The organism is Pseudomonas sp. Pse35, assembly GCF_024519715.1.
Lineage (GTDB): Bacteria > Pseudomonadota > Gammaproteobacteria > Pseudomonadales > Pseudomonadaceae > Aquipseudomonas > Aquipseudomonas paracarnis.
This window is the reverse complement of sequence record NZ_JALJRP010000029.1, coordinates 57,694-72,737: the sequence shown is the minus strand read 5'-3', so window position 1 is coordinate 72,737 and position 15,044 is coordinate 57,694. Positions and strand designations below refer to the sequence as shown.

Below are 15,044 nucleotides of genomic sequence, written 5' to 3'. Positions count from 1 at the left end.
AGCTTGCTCGCGAAAAACGTCAACGATAACGCGTGCTTCCTGAATAAACGCGGCGTCTGTGAGTTTTTCGCGAGCAAGCTCGCTCCTACACGCGTTAGGGCAAGCCAACAGCTCAGAACATCGGCCGAGCCGAAGCCACCGCCACCACCACCAACCCCACGATCAAATTAATCCCCACCAACCTGCGAATCTGCCCCAGCGCTGCCGCGCCCGCCGGCCAATCCTCAGCCGCCACCGCTGCCTTCAGCTCCGGGAACTTCAAGGCCTGGATGCGGATAAACAACGCCGTCATCACCAGATACAACCCCATCATCACCTGTACATAACGCGGCGCGGTCTCAAAACCACTGAAGCGCAGTTGCAGCAAACCAATGCCGCTGATCGGCAAAAGCACCACAGCCACCCATACCCAAACAAAAAAACGTTGAAACACATTTGCCCACAGCTTGAGCCGGGCAGGGCCCTCAAGTGCCGCCACGGCGGCGGGGCGCAGGATCATCCAGGCGAAAAACATGCCGCCTACCCAGATCAAGGCGGCCAGTACATGCAGGGTATAGGCGAGGCTAAACGCGGTCATTGTGGTACTCCGTTCTGCGCGGGATTAATTAGCGGGGTATGATAGCGGCCGATCCGAACCACTGAAAATTTATCCAGCGTTTTTTGCGCCCGACTATCCATGATCAGCACTGAACTCAAAACCACGATCCAGGGCGCCTATTCGCGTTTTCTCGAAGCCAAGAGCTTGAAACCGCGCTACGGCCAACGCCTGATGATCGCCGAAGTGGCAAAAGTCCTCGGGGATATCGACACCGACGACGAAGGCCGCCGCGAGGGCGAGCCTGCGGTAGTGGCCGTCGAGGCCGGTACCGGTACCGGCAAGACCGTGGCCTACAGCCTGGCTGCGATCCCTACGGCCAAGGCTGCTGGCAAGCGCCTGGTGATCGCCACCGCTACCGTCGCGCTGCAAGAGCAGATTGTCTACAAAGACTTGCCCGACCTGATGCGCAACAGCGGCTTGAGCTTTACCTTCGCCCTGGCCAAGGGCCGTGGCCGCTATATGTGCCTGTCCAAGCTCGACGTATTGCTGCAGGAAGGCCACGCCCAAACCGCCACCGCCTCCTTGTTCGAAGAAGAAGGTTTCAAGATCGAGGTGGATGAGGCCAGCCAGAAGCTGTTTACCAGCATGATCGAGAAGCTGGCCGGCAACAAATGGGACGGCGACCGCGACAGTTGGCCCACCGCCCTGGAAGATTCAGACTGGGCGCGCCTGACCACCGACCACAGCCAATGCACCAACCGCCATTGCCCTAACTTCGGCCAGTGCGCCTTCTACAAGGCGCGCGAAGGCATGGGCAAGGTAGATGTCATCGTCACCAACCACGATATGGTATTGGCTGACCTTGCCCTGGGTGGCGGTGCGGTACTGCCCGACCCACGCGACACCCTCTATGTGTTCGACGAAGGCCACCACCTGCCAGACAAGGCCATTGGCCATTTCGCCCATTACACCCGCTTGCGCTCCACGGCCGACTGGCTGGAAACCACTGCCAAGAACCTCACCAAGTTACTGGCCCAGCACCCGTTGCCCGGCGACCTGGGCAAGTTGATCGAGCAAGTGCCGGAGCTGGCGCGCGAGATCAAGACCCAGCAGCAGTTCATGTTCAGCGCCTGCGAGCAGGTGGCGGACTTCAAGCCCGGTGAAGACGTCGAAGGCCGAGAGCGCCCGCGTCACCGTTTTGTCGGCGGGATGATTCCCGAGCACATGCGCGAAATGGGCATCGAGCTGAAGAAAGGCTTTTCACGCCTCACCGACCTGTTCACGCGCCTGACGGACTTGCTCAAGGAAGGCATGGATGGCGAGGTCAATATCGGCATCGCCAGCAACCAGGCCGAAGAGTGGTACCCCTTGTTCGGCAGCCTGCTGTCTCGTTCCCAAGGCAATTGGGAGCTGTGGACCGCCTTCACCGTCGAAGACCCGGAAGACAACCCGCCCATGGCCCGTTGGCTGACGTTGTCGGAAAGCGGTGCGCTGTTCGATATCGAGGTCAACGCCAGTCCGATCCTCGCCGCTGAAATGCTGCGCCGCAACCTGTGGAACGTCGCCTACGGCTGCCTGGTAACCTCGGCCACGCTGACGGCCCTGGGCACCTTTGACCGCTTCCGCATGCGCGCCGGCCTGCCGAAAAAGGCCGTTACCGCCGTGGTGCCCAGCCCGTTTCATCACGCTGACGCCGGCGTGCTGCGGGTGCCAGACCTCAAGGCCGACCCACGGGACGCTGCGGCGCACACGGCGGCGATCATTCGTGATCTGCCGTCGTTGGTGGAAGGCTCCCGCGGCACTCTGGTGCTGTTCTCGTCGCGCAAACAGATGCAGGACGTGTTCGACGGCCTCGACCGCGACTGGCGCAAGCAGGTGTTTATCCAGGGCAACCTGTCCAAGCAGGAAACCCTGAACAAGCACAAGGCGCGGGTCGACGGTGGGGATTCCAGTGTGTTGTTCGGCCTGGCCAGCTTTGCCGAAGGCGTGGACTTGCCCGGTGCCTACTGCGAACACGTGGTGATCGCCAAAATCCCGTTCTCGGTGCCGGATGACCCGGTCGAGGCCGCACTGGCCGAATGGATCGAAGCCCGGGGCGGCAACCCGTTCATGGAAATCTCGGTGCCGGATGCTTCACTGAAGCTGGTGCAGGCCTGCGGGCGTCTGCTGCGTACCGAAGAAGACCGCGGCACCATCACCTTGCTCGACCGTCGCCTGGTTACCCAGCGCTATGGCAAGGCGATCCTCAATGCATTGCCGCCGTTCAGGCGCGAAATTTCTTAAGCCACCGTGGGCGGATTCGCCCACTCTGTGGTCTATCTCATCACTATCATCAGGCCAGTCATCGGCCGTTTGGGAGAACCTTGTTCGTATGATTCGCACGCTGCCCGCTCTTTTTGCCCTGCTGTTCGCTGCGCCGTTGATGGCGGCGCCCGAGGGGCAACAAACGCTGTTCAACTTCGTCCGGCCGGCCGATGTGGTCAAGGTGGCGACCCAGGACGCCAGCCTGCCGCAATACAATGCCGAACAAACCCCCGAAGGCGAGGTGCTGCGCCGCATCACCTTCAACCCAGCGGCCGAGCCGAGCCTGGTGCTCAGCCCGCAGATGGGGACGTGGGACTGGTCGCAATCGAGCGCCATGAGCCTGCGTATCCAGAGCGCGATGAACTGGGCGCTGACCCTTTACGTCAAGGTGCAGAGCGCCGACGGCAAGACGCTCGTCAGCCGCATCGACCTGCCTGCCGGCCCGGCCCAGACGCTGCTCGTCCCGCTGCAAGCCAACTCACCGCTGAGCCAGGGCATGAAGGCCGGCCCGCCGATGCCGATGACTGTGGATGGCCAACGGGTATTGCTGGCCGCCAGCGCCGGGGAAATCGACCGCAGCCAGGTCGTCTCGGTGACCCTGTCGATGCTCAAGCCCAATGCCGCTCAAAGTATCCTGCTGGAGCGCTTTGGCGTGCAGGACAGCGAGCCGGTATTGAAGGCTGCCTACACTGAACTGGTGGATGCCTATGGCCAATCCAACCGCGCACGCTGGCCGGAGAAGGTCAGCAGTGACGAGCAACTCAAGGCATCGGCCGCCAAGGAAAAACAGCAGCTCAAGACCTGGCTGGCCGAGCGGGACAAGTCCTCCCTGGATCAATACGGTGGCTGGAAGAAGGGCCCGGCCTTCGATGCCAGCGGTTTTTTCCGCACCCAGAAGCGCGACGGCCGCTGGTACCTGGTGACGCCGCAGGGGCATCCGTTCTACTCGCTGGGGGTGAACACCGTGGCGCCGGACAACAGCCAGACCTATGTGGCGGGGCGCGAGTGGATGTTCGCGGCGCTGCCCAAGGCCGGCGAACCCTTTGACAAGTACTACGGCAGCGACGACAGCCGCACCGGCAACGGCGCCGGTGAAGGCCGCGGTTTTGGCTCCGGGCGTTGGTACGATTTCTATGGCGCCAACCTGCAACGTACTTACGGCGGGGACGCGTTGGACCAGCCACGCTGGGTGACCCACACCCTCGATCGCCTGCAAGCCTGGGGCTTCAACACCGTCGGCAACTGGAGCGATCCGGACCTGGCCACTGCCGACCGCGTGCCGTACACCTTGCCGCTGTCGATTGTCGGTGACTATGCCAGCATCAGCACCGGCACCGACTGGTGGGGCGGCATGCCCGACCCCTTCGACCCGCGCTTTGCCATGGCCACCGAGCGCGCAGTGGCTATTGCCGCACGCGATCACCGTGACGATCCTTGGCTGATCGGTTTCTTTGCCGACAACGAACTGGCCTGGGCCGGTCCTGGCGAGGATGCAAAATCCCGCTACGCCCTGGCGTACGGCACCCTGCGCATGACCACCGACGTGCCGGCCAAGCGCGCCTTCCTCAAGCAACTGCGCGATAAATATCGCAATGAAGAGGGCCTTTCCAAAGCCTGGGGTATTCAACTGGCTGGTTGGGAACTGATGGAAGACCCAGGCTTCGAGCCGCCGATGCCCAGCCCTGAACACCCGGAAATCGAAGCCGACTTCAAGTATTTCCAGAAGACCTTCGCCGATGCTTACTTCAAGACCATTTCCGACTCGCTGAAGTGGCACGCGCCCAACCAGCTGTTGCTGGGCGGCCGTTTTGCGGTGAGCACGCCCGAGGCCGTCGCTTCGTGCGCGCAGTATTGCGACGTGCTGAGCTTCAACATGTACACCTTGAAACCCCAGGACGGTTACGACTTCGCCGCCCTGCGTGCGCTGGACAAACCGGTACTGATCACCGAATTCAACTTTGGCTCCGCCGACCGCGGCCCGTTCTGGGGCGGCGTGACGCAACTGGCCCGCGAAGAGGACCGCGGCGCGGCGTACTCCGCGTTCCTCAAGCAGGCGGTGGCCGAGCCGTCGATTGTCGGGGTGCACTGGTTCCAGTACCTGGACCAGCCGGTAACCGGGCGTCTGCTGGATGGTGAAAACGGCCATTTCGGCCTGGTCGGCATCACCGATGTACCTTTCCAGGGCTTTGTCGAGACGGTGCGCAAGAGCAACCTGGCCGCGCTCGACCAGTTGGGCCGTGAGGCGCAAAAAGCCAAGGCCACCCAAGCGATGCGTGAAAGTGAAGCGGGCAAGCCGGGGCGCGACGGCAAAGGCGCGGGGCAGGGCGCTGGGCATGCCGGTGGACACGCTGGAAACGGTCATTGATTCATCGTTGACGGGTTCACAAAACCTACAATGGCTGAAAGAATGGCGACCACTTTTCATGGTGTTTTCCGAGGGGACTTAGGTGCAGATTCAGGGTCATTACGAGCTGCAGTTCGAAGCGGTGCGCGAAGCCTTCGCCGCACTGTTCGATGATCCTCAGGAGCGTGGTGCCGGGCTGTGCATCCAGATCGGCGGGCAAACCGTCGTCGACCTGTGGGCCGGTACTGCCGACAAGGACGGTGCCGAGGCCTGGCACAGCGATACCATCGTCAACCTGTTCTCCTGCACCAAGACCTTCACGGCAGTGACCGCCCTGCAACTGGTGGCCGAAGGCAAGCTCAAGCTCGATGCGCCGGTAGCCGAGTACTGGCCGGAGTTTGCCGCTGCTGGCAAGGACGCGATCACGCTGCGCCAGTTGCTCTGCCACCAGGCCGGGCTGCCCGCCATCCGCGAAATGCTGCCCACCCAAGCGTTGTACGACTGGCAATTGATGGTCGATACCCTGGCGGCAGAAGCCCCGTGGTGGACACCGGGCCAGGGCCACGGCTATGAGGCGATCACCTACGGCTGGCTGGTTGGCGAACTGTTGCGTCGCGCCGACGGGCGCGGGCCGGGGGAGTCGATCGTGGCGCGGGTGGCACGGCCATTGGGGTTGGACTTCCATGTAGGCCTGGCGGATGAAGAGTTTTATCGCGTCGCTCATATAGCGCGCAGCAAAGGCACTATGGGGGATGAAGCCGCGCAACGGTTACTTCAAGTAATGATGCGCGAGCCGGCGGCGATGACTACCCGTGCATTTGCCAATCCACCGTCTATTCTGACCAGCACTAATAAGCCTGAATGGCGACGCATGCAGCAGCCTGCGGCGAATGGCCACGGTAATGCACGCAGCCTGGCCGGGTTTTATAGTGGTTTGTTGGACGGTAGTTTGCTGGAAAGCGACATGCTCGAACAATTGACCCGCGAGCACAGTATCGGGCTGGATAAAACCTTATTGACCCAAACCCGCTTCGGCCTGGGCTGCATGTTGGATCAACCGCAGTTGCCCAATGCCACGTTCGGCCTCGGACCACGTGCATTCGGGCATCCCGGGGCAGGGGGCTCAGTCGGGTTTGCCGACCCTGAACATGATGTAGCCTTCGGTTTTGTGACTAATACCTTGGGGCCCTACGTACTTATGGACCCGCGGGCCCAGAAGTTGGTCGGAATATTGGCCGGTTGTCTATAAACCCCTTGCTGTTTCACAATTTTTTGTTACAAAGGCAAGTATAAAAAAGATGCTGAACGACATGTTGTAACTTGAATGCTCTTTTAGCGTCTGTTTAACGGGTCCTGCGACCCTCTGTTTTTTTCTCATTTTGTGGATATCTCATGTTATCGAACAAGTCTTTGGCACTGGCGCTGTGCCTCACTATTACGGGTTGTGCACAAACTCCACAAAATGATGCCGAAGGTGGGCATTGGTGGTCATTTGGATCTGACAAAACCGCGACCAAGGATCCAGTGGCCCAGACCGACGCCAAGTCGGATGCCAAACCCGACGCCAAGCCGGCCGCCGGTGCCAAGCCTGTTGAGCCTGTCACCGCTGCTGCCGCTGCCCCGGCCGCCAAAGCTGACACCGGTTACAGCTGGTGGCCGTTTTCCACCAAGAGTGCCGAAGACAAAGCCGCCGACGCCAAGGCCGACCTGAAAGCCGACCTCAAGGCGGCAACCCCGGCCTCGGACGCGGCACCTGTCCTCGCCAAGACCGACAGCGAGCCGCGCTGGTGGTGGCCGTTCGAAAGCAAGCCAAAGCCATTGGCCAAGGTCGATGTGACCAATGTACAAATGCCTGACCCGAAGATCACCCAAGCCTGGCTGGACGAATACGAACCACGCCTGCGTGCCGCCATCAAGGACAGCAACCTGCAACTGGAGCGCCGTGACAACACCCTGGTGGTGATTGCCCCGGTAGACGGCTCCTACAACCCGAAGCGTCCGGCCATGTTGCTGCCGGTGACCCTGGGCCCGTTCACGCGGGTGGCCAAGGCCGTCGAAGCTGACCCGAAGACCGCCGTACTGGTGCTGGGCCACGTTGATGCCACGGGCAGCGCCCCGGCCAGCCAGGCGTTGAGCAAGGAACGTGCGCAGTCCATTGCCTCGATTTTCAGCCTGAGTGGTTTGAAACAGGATCGCTTGATGCTGCGTGGCATGGGCGACCTTATGCCGCGTGCCGCCAACGACAGCAATCAGGGGCGTGCGCTGAACCGTCGCATGGAAATCATGTTCACTCAGCGTACAACGATGTTGGCACTGCTGAGCAAGTACAACTCCGGCAAGACCCCGCCCGTAGCCGAAATGGTCGCGGTGCAGAATGTGCCTGCGCCAGCACCGGCGGCCAAAGCGCCTGCCAAAAAGGCCACGGCCAAGAAAGCGGCGGCCAAGCCAGTGGCTAAAAAGGCTGCGGCCAAGCCGGCTGCGAAGAAACCTGCCACGGCAAAAGCCAAGGCGGCACCCGCTTCGAACGACCAGGCGAAGAACTGAGCTGTTGAACCACAAGGATAAAGCCGCATGACCCAGGCACTGGCCGATATGCGCCGTGACTACACACGGGACGGTTTGAGCGAGGCCCAGGCCCCGGACGAGCCGTTTGCGTTGTTCCACCATTGGTTTGCTGATGCGGTGAAAACCGAACAGCCGCCAGTGGAGGCCAATGCCATGACGCTGGCGACAGTGGATCAGGACAGCCGCCCGCACTGCCGCATCCTGCTGCTCAAGGGCCTGGATGCACAGGGCTTTACCTTCTTCACCAACTATCAGAGCGCCAAGGGTGAACAACTCGCGGCGCGGCCGTTTGCGGCCATGACCTTCTTCTGGCCCACCCTGGAGCGCCAGGTACGCATTGAAGGGCGCGTGGTCAAGGTCACGCCTGAAGAGTCGGATGCTTATTATCAGGTGCGCCCGTTGGGCAGCCGTCTGGGTGCCTGGGCCTCTCCGCAGAGCAAAGTCATTCGTGATCGCGAAGAGCTGCAGGCGCTGCTCAAGGCCACTGAAGAGCGTTTCAGCGATACCCAGCCCGATTGCCCCGAGCATTGGGGAGGGTACCGTTTACTGCCTGAGCGCATCGAGTTCTGGCAAGGCCGCGCCAGCCGCCTGCATGATCGCCTCAACTACCGCTTGCAAGACGGCCAATGGTGCCGCGAGCGCCTGGCGCCCTGAGCGTCACCTTTCGTCATCCCACCTGAATCAACACCGTTGCGTCGAAGTCTCTGTTCAAGAGACTTCGGACGCTTTCGGCTGTGCGGCTACACTGATCGAGCCGGTTATGGCATCGTTCCGTACCCTGGCTTGGTTACCGTTCGTCGAGTTCTCTGGTGCTGGCAGTCTGTACTCAGGCTGAATGAAAGCAAGTTTCTGCCTGGTGCGCCGTGACACGCGCCAAGCCACAGCGTTTAATGAATACCTGTCCTTTGGAGTTGATGCTATGCGTAAGTCCGTTTTACTAGTTGCCTGCTTTACCACCCTGTCGTTGCTGTTGGGTGGCTGCGCCTCGAGTCTGACCGGCGACTCGTACTCTCGTGATGAGGCGCGTCGTGTACAGACCGTTCGCATGGGCACCATCGAATCCCTGCGTCCGGTGAAAATCGAAGGGACCAAGACCCCAATCGGCGGCGCCGCGGGCGCAGTCATCGGCGGCGTTGGCGGCAGCGCCATCGGTGGCGGCCGTGGCAGCATCGTTACTGCTGTGATCGGCGCAGTTGCGGGCGGCCTGCTGGGCTCGGCCACTGAAGAAGGCCTGACCCGTACGCAGGGCGTGGAAATCACCGTGCGCGAAGACGACGGCAGCATGCGTGCCTACGTACAAGCCGTGCAGGAAAATGAAATCTTCCGCATTGGTGACCGCGTACGCATCATGACCGTCGACGGTACCAGCCGCGTTACTCGCTAAGCCTTAAGCTTCAGGCGAAGAAAAACCCCCAACCGGGTGACCGGTTGGGGGTTTTGTTTGTAGGAGCGAGCAAGCTCGCTCCTACAACTGACTGACTTCAATCATGCAACGACGACTTTCTTGCGACTTGCCATCGCCGTCACGGCATACCCGATAAAGGCCGCCAGGATCGACCCGGTCAGAATCCCCATGCGATCTTCACCGGCAAACTCACTGGCGCCTGGCACAAACGCCAGGGAGCCGACAAACAGGCTCATGGTGAAGCCGATCCCGCACAGAATCGCCACGCCCATTACCTGACCCCAGTTGGCGCCGCTGGGCAGTGAGGCGATGCCGGTCTTGATCGCCAGCCAGGTGAGGCCGAACACACCGACGGTCTTGCCGATCAAGAGACCGGCGGCGATGCCCATGGGCACGGAGTGGGTGAAGCTCTCCAGGCTGACACCTGTCAGAGAGACCCCGGCATTGGCAAACGCGAACAGCGGCAGGATGGCGTAGGCCACCCACGGGTGCAGGGCGTGTTCCAGGCTCAGCAGCGGTGAGGTTTCAGCATTTTTGGTGCGCAGTGGAATGCAGAACGCCAGGGTTACACCCGCCAAGGTCGCATGCACACCGCTCTTGAGCACGCACACCCACAGGATCAGGCCGATGATCATATACGGCCCCAGCTTGATCACGCCCAGGCGGTTCATCGCAATCAGCGCAATCAAGCACGCCCCCGCGCCCGCCAGGGATGCCGTGGACAAGTCAGCGGAATAGAACAAGGCAATGACGATGATGGCGCCAAGGTCATCAATGATCGCCAGGGTCATCAGGAACAGCTTCAGCGACACTGGTACGCGCTTGCCCAGCAGGGCCAGAACGCCCAGCGCAAAGGCAATGTCGGTGGCCATGGGGATCGCCCAGCCGGCCAGGGCGGCCGGGTTGTCCTTGTTAAGCGCCCAGTAGATCAGCGCCGGCACAACCATGCCGCCGATGGCCGCTGCGCCAGGCAGCACCACTTGCGAAGGCTTGGACAGGTGACCATCCAGCAGCTCACGCTTGACCTCCAGGCCGATCAGCAGGAAAAACAGGGCCATCAGGCCATCGTTGATCCAAAGCAGCGCCGGCTTGGCGATTTTCAACGCGCCAACCTGAGCCACCACCGGCGTGTCGAGAAAGGCGTTGTACAGGTGCGACAACGGTGAGTTGTTGATAATCAGCGCCAAAGCGGCAGCGGCGATCAACAACAGACCACTGGCGGCTTCCAGCTGGAAGAAACGGGTGAAAGTGCTACGCAGAGGCAAGGGATGCTCTCCAATCCAGGTTCAATAGGTGGGTACCCTAACCCGTACCGTTAGTTGTTAAAACAAAAGTTATATTCTTATTTGTTATAAGGAGTTGGCCGGAACATCGGTGGGTTAAAGACTAGCAATTGTGTGTCCAATTGCGTCGTCACTGTATCTGTGTGAAGTGTGGGAAACATCCTAAGATCACCGCTGAAAACCTTTAGAGAAGCCACCATGAGCGACCACCGTACCTGGGCCCGCGAAGCCATTCGTATCATTGAAGCGGACTTCCAGCGGAGCGCCGATACCCACCTGATCCCGCTGCCATTACCGGGTTTGCCAGGCATCGAGTTGTACTTCAAGGATGAGTCCAGCCACCCCACCGGCAGCCTGAAACACCGGCTGGCGCGCTCGCTGTTCCTGTATGCGCTGTGCAATGGCTGGCTCAAGCCGGGCGCCCCCGTTATTGAAGCGTCCAGCGGCTCCACCGCGATCTCTGAAGCCTACTTCGCGCGCTTGCTCGGCTTGCCGTTCATTGCCGTCATGCCCGCGACCACGTCCCAAGAGAAGATCGCCCAGATTGCCTTCTATGGTGGCAAGAGCCATCTGGTCCAGGACCCGACGCAGATCTACGCCGAATCCGAACGCCTGGCCCAGGAAAGCGGGGGGCACTTCATGGACCAGTTCACCTACGCCGAGCGTGCCACCGACTGGCGGGCGAACAACAACATCGCCGAATCGATCTTCCAGCAGATGCGCTTTGAACAGCACCCGGAGCCGAGTTGGTTGATTTCCAGCCCTGGCACCGGCGGCACCACCGCGACCCTGGGCCGCTATGTGCGTTATCGTCAACATTGCACGCGTGTTCTATGTGCCGACGCCGAACGCTCGGTGTTCTTCGACTTCTACCAGAGTGGTGACGCCAGCCTGCGCCTGGACTGTGGCTCACGGATTGAAGGGATTGGTCGCCCACGGGTGGAGGCATCGTTTCTGCCCGCGGTGATTGACGCCATGGTCAAAGTGCCGGATGCATTGTCCCTGGCGGCCATGCATTACCTGGCTGAGCGTTTGGGGCGACGGGTTGGCGGGTCCAGCGGGACCAACCTGATCGGTGCGCTGATGGCGGCGCAACAGATGAAAGCGGCGGGGGAGTCGGGGTCGATCGTTGCGATCTTGTGCGATGGTGGTGAGCGCTATGCCACGACCTATTACGATCAAGCTTGGCTGGCGGGGCAGGGCTATGAGCTGGAAGGGTTGATCGCGGCGGTTGCGGCGAGTGTCGAGCGCGGTGAGGCGCTACCCGCTAACATCCTGCGCGCTAATATCTGACAAGCAGCGCCAAGTTGTAAGCTCCAAGCTACAAGAAAAGCAGGATGCATACCTGTTTTTAGCTTGTGGCTTGAAGCTTACAACTCGAAGCTTCAACCGTGGATGCCGAGCATATCCCGCGCCAACGCCTCGGCGATCCGAATCCCGTCGACACCCGCCGACAGAATCCCACCGGCATACCCCGCGCCTTCTCCGGCCGGGAACAAGCCTTTGACGTTCAGGCTCTGCATTGACTCGTTGCGGGTAATGCGCAAGGGCGATGAGGTGCGGGTCTCGATGCCGGTCAGCACCGCATCGTGCAGCGAGTAACCTTTGATCTGTTTCTCAAACGCCGGCAAGGCTTCGCGGATGGCTTCGATGGCGAAGTCCGGCAGGGCCAGGGCCAGGTCACCCAGCGACACTCCGGGTTTGTAGGACGGCTCCACACTGCCCAGCGCGGTGGAGGGTTTTCCGGCGATGAAGTCACCTACCAGTTGCGCCGGGGCCTCGTAGTTGCTGCCGCCGAGGATGTAGGCGTGGGACTCCAGGCGCTCCTGCAACTCGATACCGGCCAGCGGGCCACCCGGGTAATCCACCTCGGGGGTAATCCCTACCACGATGCCAGAGTTGGCATTGCGCTCGTTACGTGAGTATTGGCTCATGCCGTTGGTCACGACGCGATGGGGCTCCGAGGTCGCAGCCACGACGGTGCCGCCCGGGCACATGCAGAAGCTGTAGACCGAACGGCCGTTCTTGGCGTGGTGCACCAGCTTGTAGTCCGCAGCACCCAGCTTCGGGTGGCCGGCGTATTTACCCAGGCGTGCGGCGTCGATCAGCGACTGTGGGTGTTCGATACGGAAACCCACCGAGAACGGCTTGGCTTCCATGTACACGCCACGGTCGTGGAGCATGCGGAAGGTGTCACGGGCGCTGTGGCCCAGGGCAAGAATCACGTGCTTGGAGAGGATCTGCTCGCCGCCGTCGATGACCACGCCGTTCAACTGGCCGTCTTCGATCAACACGTCGGTGACCCGCTGCTCGAAGCGCACTTCACCGCCCAGGGCGATGATCTGCTCGCGCATGTTTTCCACCACGCCGGTCAGGCGGAAGGTGCCGATGTGGGGCTTGCTGACGTAGAGAATTTCTTCCGGCGCGCCGGCCTTGACGAACTCGTGCAGCACTTTGCGACCGTGGAATTTCGGGTCCTTGATCTGGCTGTACAGCTTGCCGTCGGAGAAGGTGCCTGCGCCGCCTTCACCGAATTGCACGTTGGACTCGGGGTTGAGCACGCTTTTGCGCCACAGGCCCCAGGTGTCCTTGGTGCGTTGGCGCACTTCCTTGCCGCGCTCGAGGATGATCGGCTTGAAGCCCATCTGTGCCAGCAGCAGCCCGGCGAAGATCCCGCAGGGACCGAAGCCCACCACGATTGGCCGCTCAGCCAGGCCTTCCGGCGCCTGGCCCACCACCTTGTAGCTGACATCCGGTGCCGGGTTGACGTTGCGGTCGTCGGCAAACTTGAGCAGCAGCGCGGCTTCACCCTTCACGTTCAGGTCGACGGTGTAGATGAAGCACAGCTCAGAGGTCTTTTTACGCGCATCGTAGCTGCGCTTGAACAGGGTGAAATCGAGCAGGTCATCACTGGCGATGCCCAGGCGCTGCACGATGGCAGTGCGCAGGTCTTCTTCGGGATGGTCGATGGGCAGCTTGAGTTCGGTGATTCGTAACATGACAGGATCCGGTAGGCGGCGGGCAAGGAGGCCGGCTGTTTTGCAAACCGGCGATTATAAGCCCCAATGGCAAGTTTCCGTCAGGTTAAAACAGCACAGGGCCTAATCAGTCGTCCCGCGAGCCGCCGAATGCTGCGCAACCACGCTGCACCTGGCCGTTCACGCGCAACTCGGCGCTCATGTGTTGCAGGCTGCCGCTCACACTGTCGACGCAGCGCTGGGGCGCCACCCACAGTTCGATGTGCTGGTTGTTGGCTTCAGTCATCAGATTGAAGCGGCCGTCGCCCAGTTGTTCCTCGACGTAGGGTACTGCCAAAGGTGGATGGCCTTCGCGTTCCAGCACCATACCCTTGGCCGTGACATTCATTGCCCAGGCGGGTTTATGGCCGTTGGCCCGCAGAATCATGCGCTTGAAGTCCGGGTCGGAGCACGCTGAAGTCGAGCGTTCGACGCGATACAGCTGTTGCAGGTCCACTGAACCCTGGGTGCCGCTGGCGACCCCGGAAAACTTGCCGCGCAGGTCGGCAAACAGCTTGCCCTGCTGGCCGGCCAGCGAGGCGGCTTCCTGCAGGACGCTGGTGCCGCCGGTGTCGTTGACCACGTAGCTACGCTGGTCGCCGCACGGCTGGAACAGCAGTTTGCCGTCCACCGCGGTCAACTCACCCTGCATACGGGTCAGCCCGACAGTCGATGGCTTGGCCGGCTCGCTTTCGAACAATTGGCAGGCGGCGAATACAGGAAGCAAGGCAAACAGGACGAGGGTACGGGCGGCGCGCATTATCGGGTCTCCAGGCAAGTGCCGCCACGTTACGCAGGCTGGCCGTGCATCACAAGCCCGCTTGCCAGCTTCAGGCGTTTCTTACAGTACTCACCCTCATCCCACGATAAAGGTCTGACCAGTTTGTAGGCCCTCGACGCTTTTTGCGTAAGCCAGCGCCACATCGGCGGCGGGGGCAGGTTTGTAGCCACGGAAATAAGGGGCATAGCTGCCCATGGCTTCCAGTAGCACAGTCGGGCTGACCGAGTTGATACGCAGGCCGCGAGGCAATTCAATGGCCGCCGCTTTGACGAAGGCGTCCAGAGCACCGTTGACCAAGGCCGCCGAAGCGCCGGTACGGATAGGATCACGGTTCAGGATGCCGCTGGTGAACGTGAACGAAGCACCGTCGTTGGCGTACTCACGGCCGATCAACAGCAGGTTGACCTGGCCCATCAGCTTGTCACGCAGGCCCAGTTCGAAATCGCTGTCGTTCATGTCTGCCAGGGGCACGAAGTTGACGCTGCCTGCCGCGCAGATCAGGGCGTCGAACTTACCGGTCTGCTCGAACAGCTTACGGATCGAGGCGCTATCGCTGATATCCACCTGGAAGTCACCGCTGGTGCGGCCGATGCTGATCACTTCGTGGCGCTGGGCCAGTTCCGCCTTGACCGCTGAACCGATGGTGCCGCTGGCACCGATCAATAGGATTTTCATCGTGCTGTTCCTCTGGGGCTGATTTCCTGCAGGGGCAAGCGTGCTCGCGAAAAACTCAAGGTCGCCGGCGTGTAGTCAGGCTTACCGCGTGATCGTTGACGTTCTTCGCGAGCAAGCTCGCTCCTACAGGGG

Annotated in this window: 12 protein-coding genes; 7 read left to right on the top strand and 5 right to left on the bottom strand. The window is 61.3% G+C overall.

Features of this window, described 5'->3' with window-relative positions; genetic code table 11:
- Positions 1-112: 112 nt before the first annotated feature.
- Entirely contained in the window at positions 113-577 is a 465-nt protein-coding gene (locus OC445_RS21270) for a CopD family protein (RefSeq protein ID WP_034125939.1), read from the bottom strand.
- Between the two features lie 99 nt (positions 578-676).
- Between OC445_RS21270 and dinG the strand changes: the two genes are divergently transcribed.
- The 6 genes from dinG to OC445_RS21240 all read left to right on the top strand — a co-directional run bounded on the left by dinG (position 677) and on the right by OC445_RS21240 (position 9,135).
- Positions 677-2,821 (top strand): ATP-dependent DNA helicase DinG, encoded by a 2,145-nt coding sequence (dinG, locus tag OC445_RS21265; protein ID WP_014717263.1) that lies wholly within the window; start codon positions 677-679, stop codon positions 2,819-2,821.
- 88 nt (positions 2,822-2,909) lie between these two features.
- Positions 2,910-5,207 (top strand): beta-galactosidase, encoded by a 2,298-nt coding sequence (locus OC445_RS21260; RefSeq protein WP_262020330.1) that lies wholly within the window; start codon positions 2,910-2,912, stop codon positions 5,205-5,207.
- Positions 5,208-5,289: 82 nt separating this feature from the next.
- Positions 5,290-6,435 carry a serine hydrolase domain-containing protein gene (locus OC445_RS21255; RefSeq protein WP_127881185.1) on the top strand — a complete coding sequence of 382 codons (1,146 nt, stop codon included), beginning with the start codon at positions 5,290-5,292 and terminating at the stop codon, positions 6,433-6,435.
- A gap of 143 nt (positions 6,436-6,578) precedes the next feature.
- On the top strand, positions 6,579-7,730 hold the full coding sequence (locus OC445_RS21250; protein WP_082423425.1) for an OmpA family protein: 1,152 nt from the start codon (positions 6,579-6,581) through the stop codon (positions 7,728-7,730).
- Positions 7,731-7,757: 27 nt separating this feature from the next.
- Entirely contained in the window at positions 7,758-8,405 is a 648-nt protein-coding gene (gene pdxH, locus OC445_RS21245) for a pyridoxamine 5'-phosphate oxidase (RefSeq protein ID WP_054897978.1), read from the top strand.
- A gap of 265 nt (positions 8,406-8,670) precedes the next feature.
- Entirely contained in the window at positions 8,671-9,135 is a 465-nt protein-coding gene (locus OC445_RS21240; protein WP_003189251.1) for a glycine zipper 2TM domain-containing protein, read from the top strand.
- Between the two features lie 101 nt (positions 9,136-9,236).
- On the opposite strand, the gene nhaA is transcribed toward OC445_RS21240, so the two are convergent.
- Complete coding sequence (gene nhaA / locus OC445_RS21235; RefSeq protein ID WP_054897977.1) at positions 9,237-10,421, bottom strand: Na+/H+ antiporter NhaA; 1,185 nt, start codon at positions 10,419-10,421, stop codon at positions 9,237-9,239.
- Between the two features lie 216 nt (positions 10,422-10,637).
- On the opposite strand from nhaA, the gene OC445_RS21230 reads away from it, so the two are divergent.
- Positions 10,638-11,732 carry a PLP-dependent cysteine synthase family protein gene (locus OC445_RS21230; RefSeq protein ID WP_054897976.1) on the top strand — a complete coding sequence of 365 codons (1,095 nt, stop codon included), beginning with the start codon at positions 10,638-10,640 and terminating at the stop codon, positions 11,730-11,732.
- Positions 11,733-11,824: 92 nt separating this feature from the next.
- Here the strand turns inward: OC445_RS21230 and OC445_RS21225 are convergent, their stop codons facing one another.
- The 3 genes from OC445_RS21225 to OC445_RS21215 all read right to left on the bottom strand — a co-directional run bounded on the left by OC445_RS21225 (position 11,825) and on the right by OC445_RS21215 (position 14,912).
- On the bottom strand, positions 11,825-13,438 hold the full coding sequence (locus OC445_RS21225; RefSeq protein WP_034125946.1) for an NAD(P)/FAD-dependent oxidoreductase: 1,614 nt from the start codon (positions 13,436-13,438) through the stop codon (positions 11,825-11,827).
- A 106-nt stretch (positions 13,439-13,544) separates the two neighbouring features.
- Positions 13,545-14,216, bottom strand: a complete 672-nt coding sequence (locus tag OC445_RS21220) for a COG3650 family protein (RefSeq protein WP_034125947.1) — start codon at positions 14,214-14,216, stop codon at positions 13,545-13,547.
- Positions 14,217-14,312: 96 nt separating this feature from the next.
- Positions 14,313-14,912, bottom strand: a complete 600-nt coding sequence (locus OC445_RS21215; protein WP_034125948.1) for a short chain dehydrogenase — start codon at positions 14,910-14,912, stop codon at positions 14,313-14,315.
- Positions 14,913-15,044: the final 132 nt, after the last annotated feature.

Excerpts from the sequence above, each read along its gene's own strand:
- OC445_RS21270 (WP_034125939.1), bottom strand. The coding sequence starts at position 577 with ATGACCGCGTTTAGCCTCGCCTATACCCTGCATGTACTGGCCGCCTTG.
- dinG (WP_014717263.1), top strand. The coding sequence starts at position 677 with ATGATCAGCACTGAACTCAAAACCACGATCCAGGGCGCCTATTCGCGT.
- OC445_RS21260 (WP_262020330.1), top strand. The coding sequence starts at position 2,910 with ATGATTCGCACGCTGCCCGCTCTTTTTGCCCTGCTGTTCGCTGCGCCG.
- OC445_RS21250 (WP_082423425.1), top strand. The coding sequence starts at position 6,579 with ATGTTATCGAACAAGTCTTTGGCACTGGCGCTGTGCCTCACTATTACG.
- pdxH (WP_054897978.1), top strand. The coding sequence starts at position 7,758 with ATGACCCAGGCACTGGCCGATATGCGCCGTGACTACACACGGGACGGT.
- OC445_RS21240 (WP_003189251.1), top strand. The coding sequence starts at position 8,671 with ATGCGTAAGTCCGTTTTACTAGTTGCCTGCTTTACCACCCTGTCGTTG.
- OC445_RS21230 (WP_054897976.1), top strand. The coding sequence starts at position 10,638 with ATGAGCGACCACCGTACCTGGGCCCGCGAAGCCATTCGTATCATTGAA.
- OC445_RS21225 (WP_034125946.1), bottom strand. The coding sequence starts at position 13,438 with ATGTTACGAATCACCGAACTCAAGCTGCCCATCGACCATCCCGAAGAA.
- OC445_RS21220 (WP_034125947.1), bottom strand. The coding sequence starts at position 14,216 with ATGCGCGCCGCCCGTACCCTCGTCCTGTTTGCCTTGCTTCCTGTATTC.
- OC445_RS21215 (WP_034125948.1), bottom strand. The coding sequence starts at position 14,912 with ATGAAAATCCTATTGATCGGTGCCAGCGGCACCATCGGTTCAGCGGTC.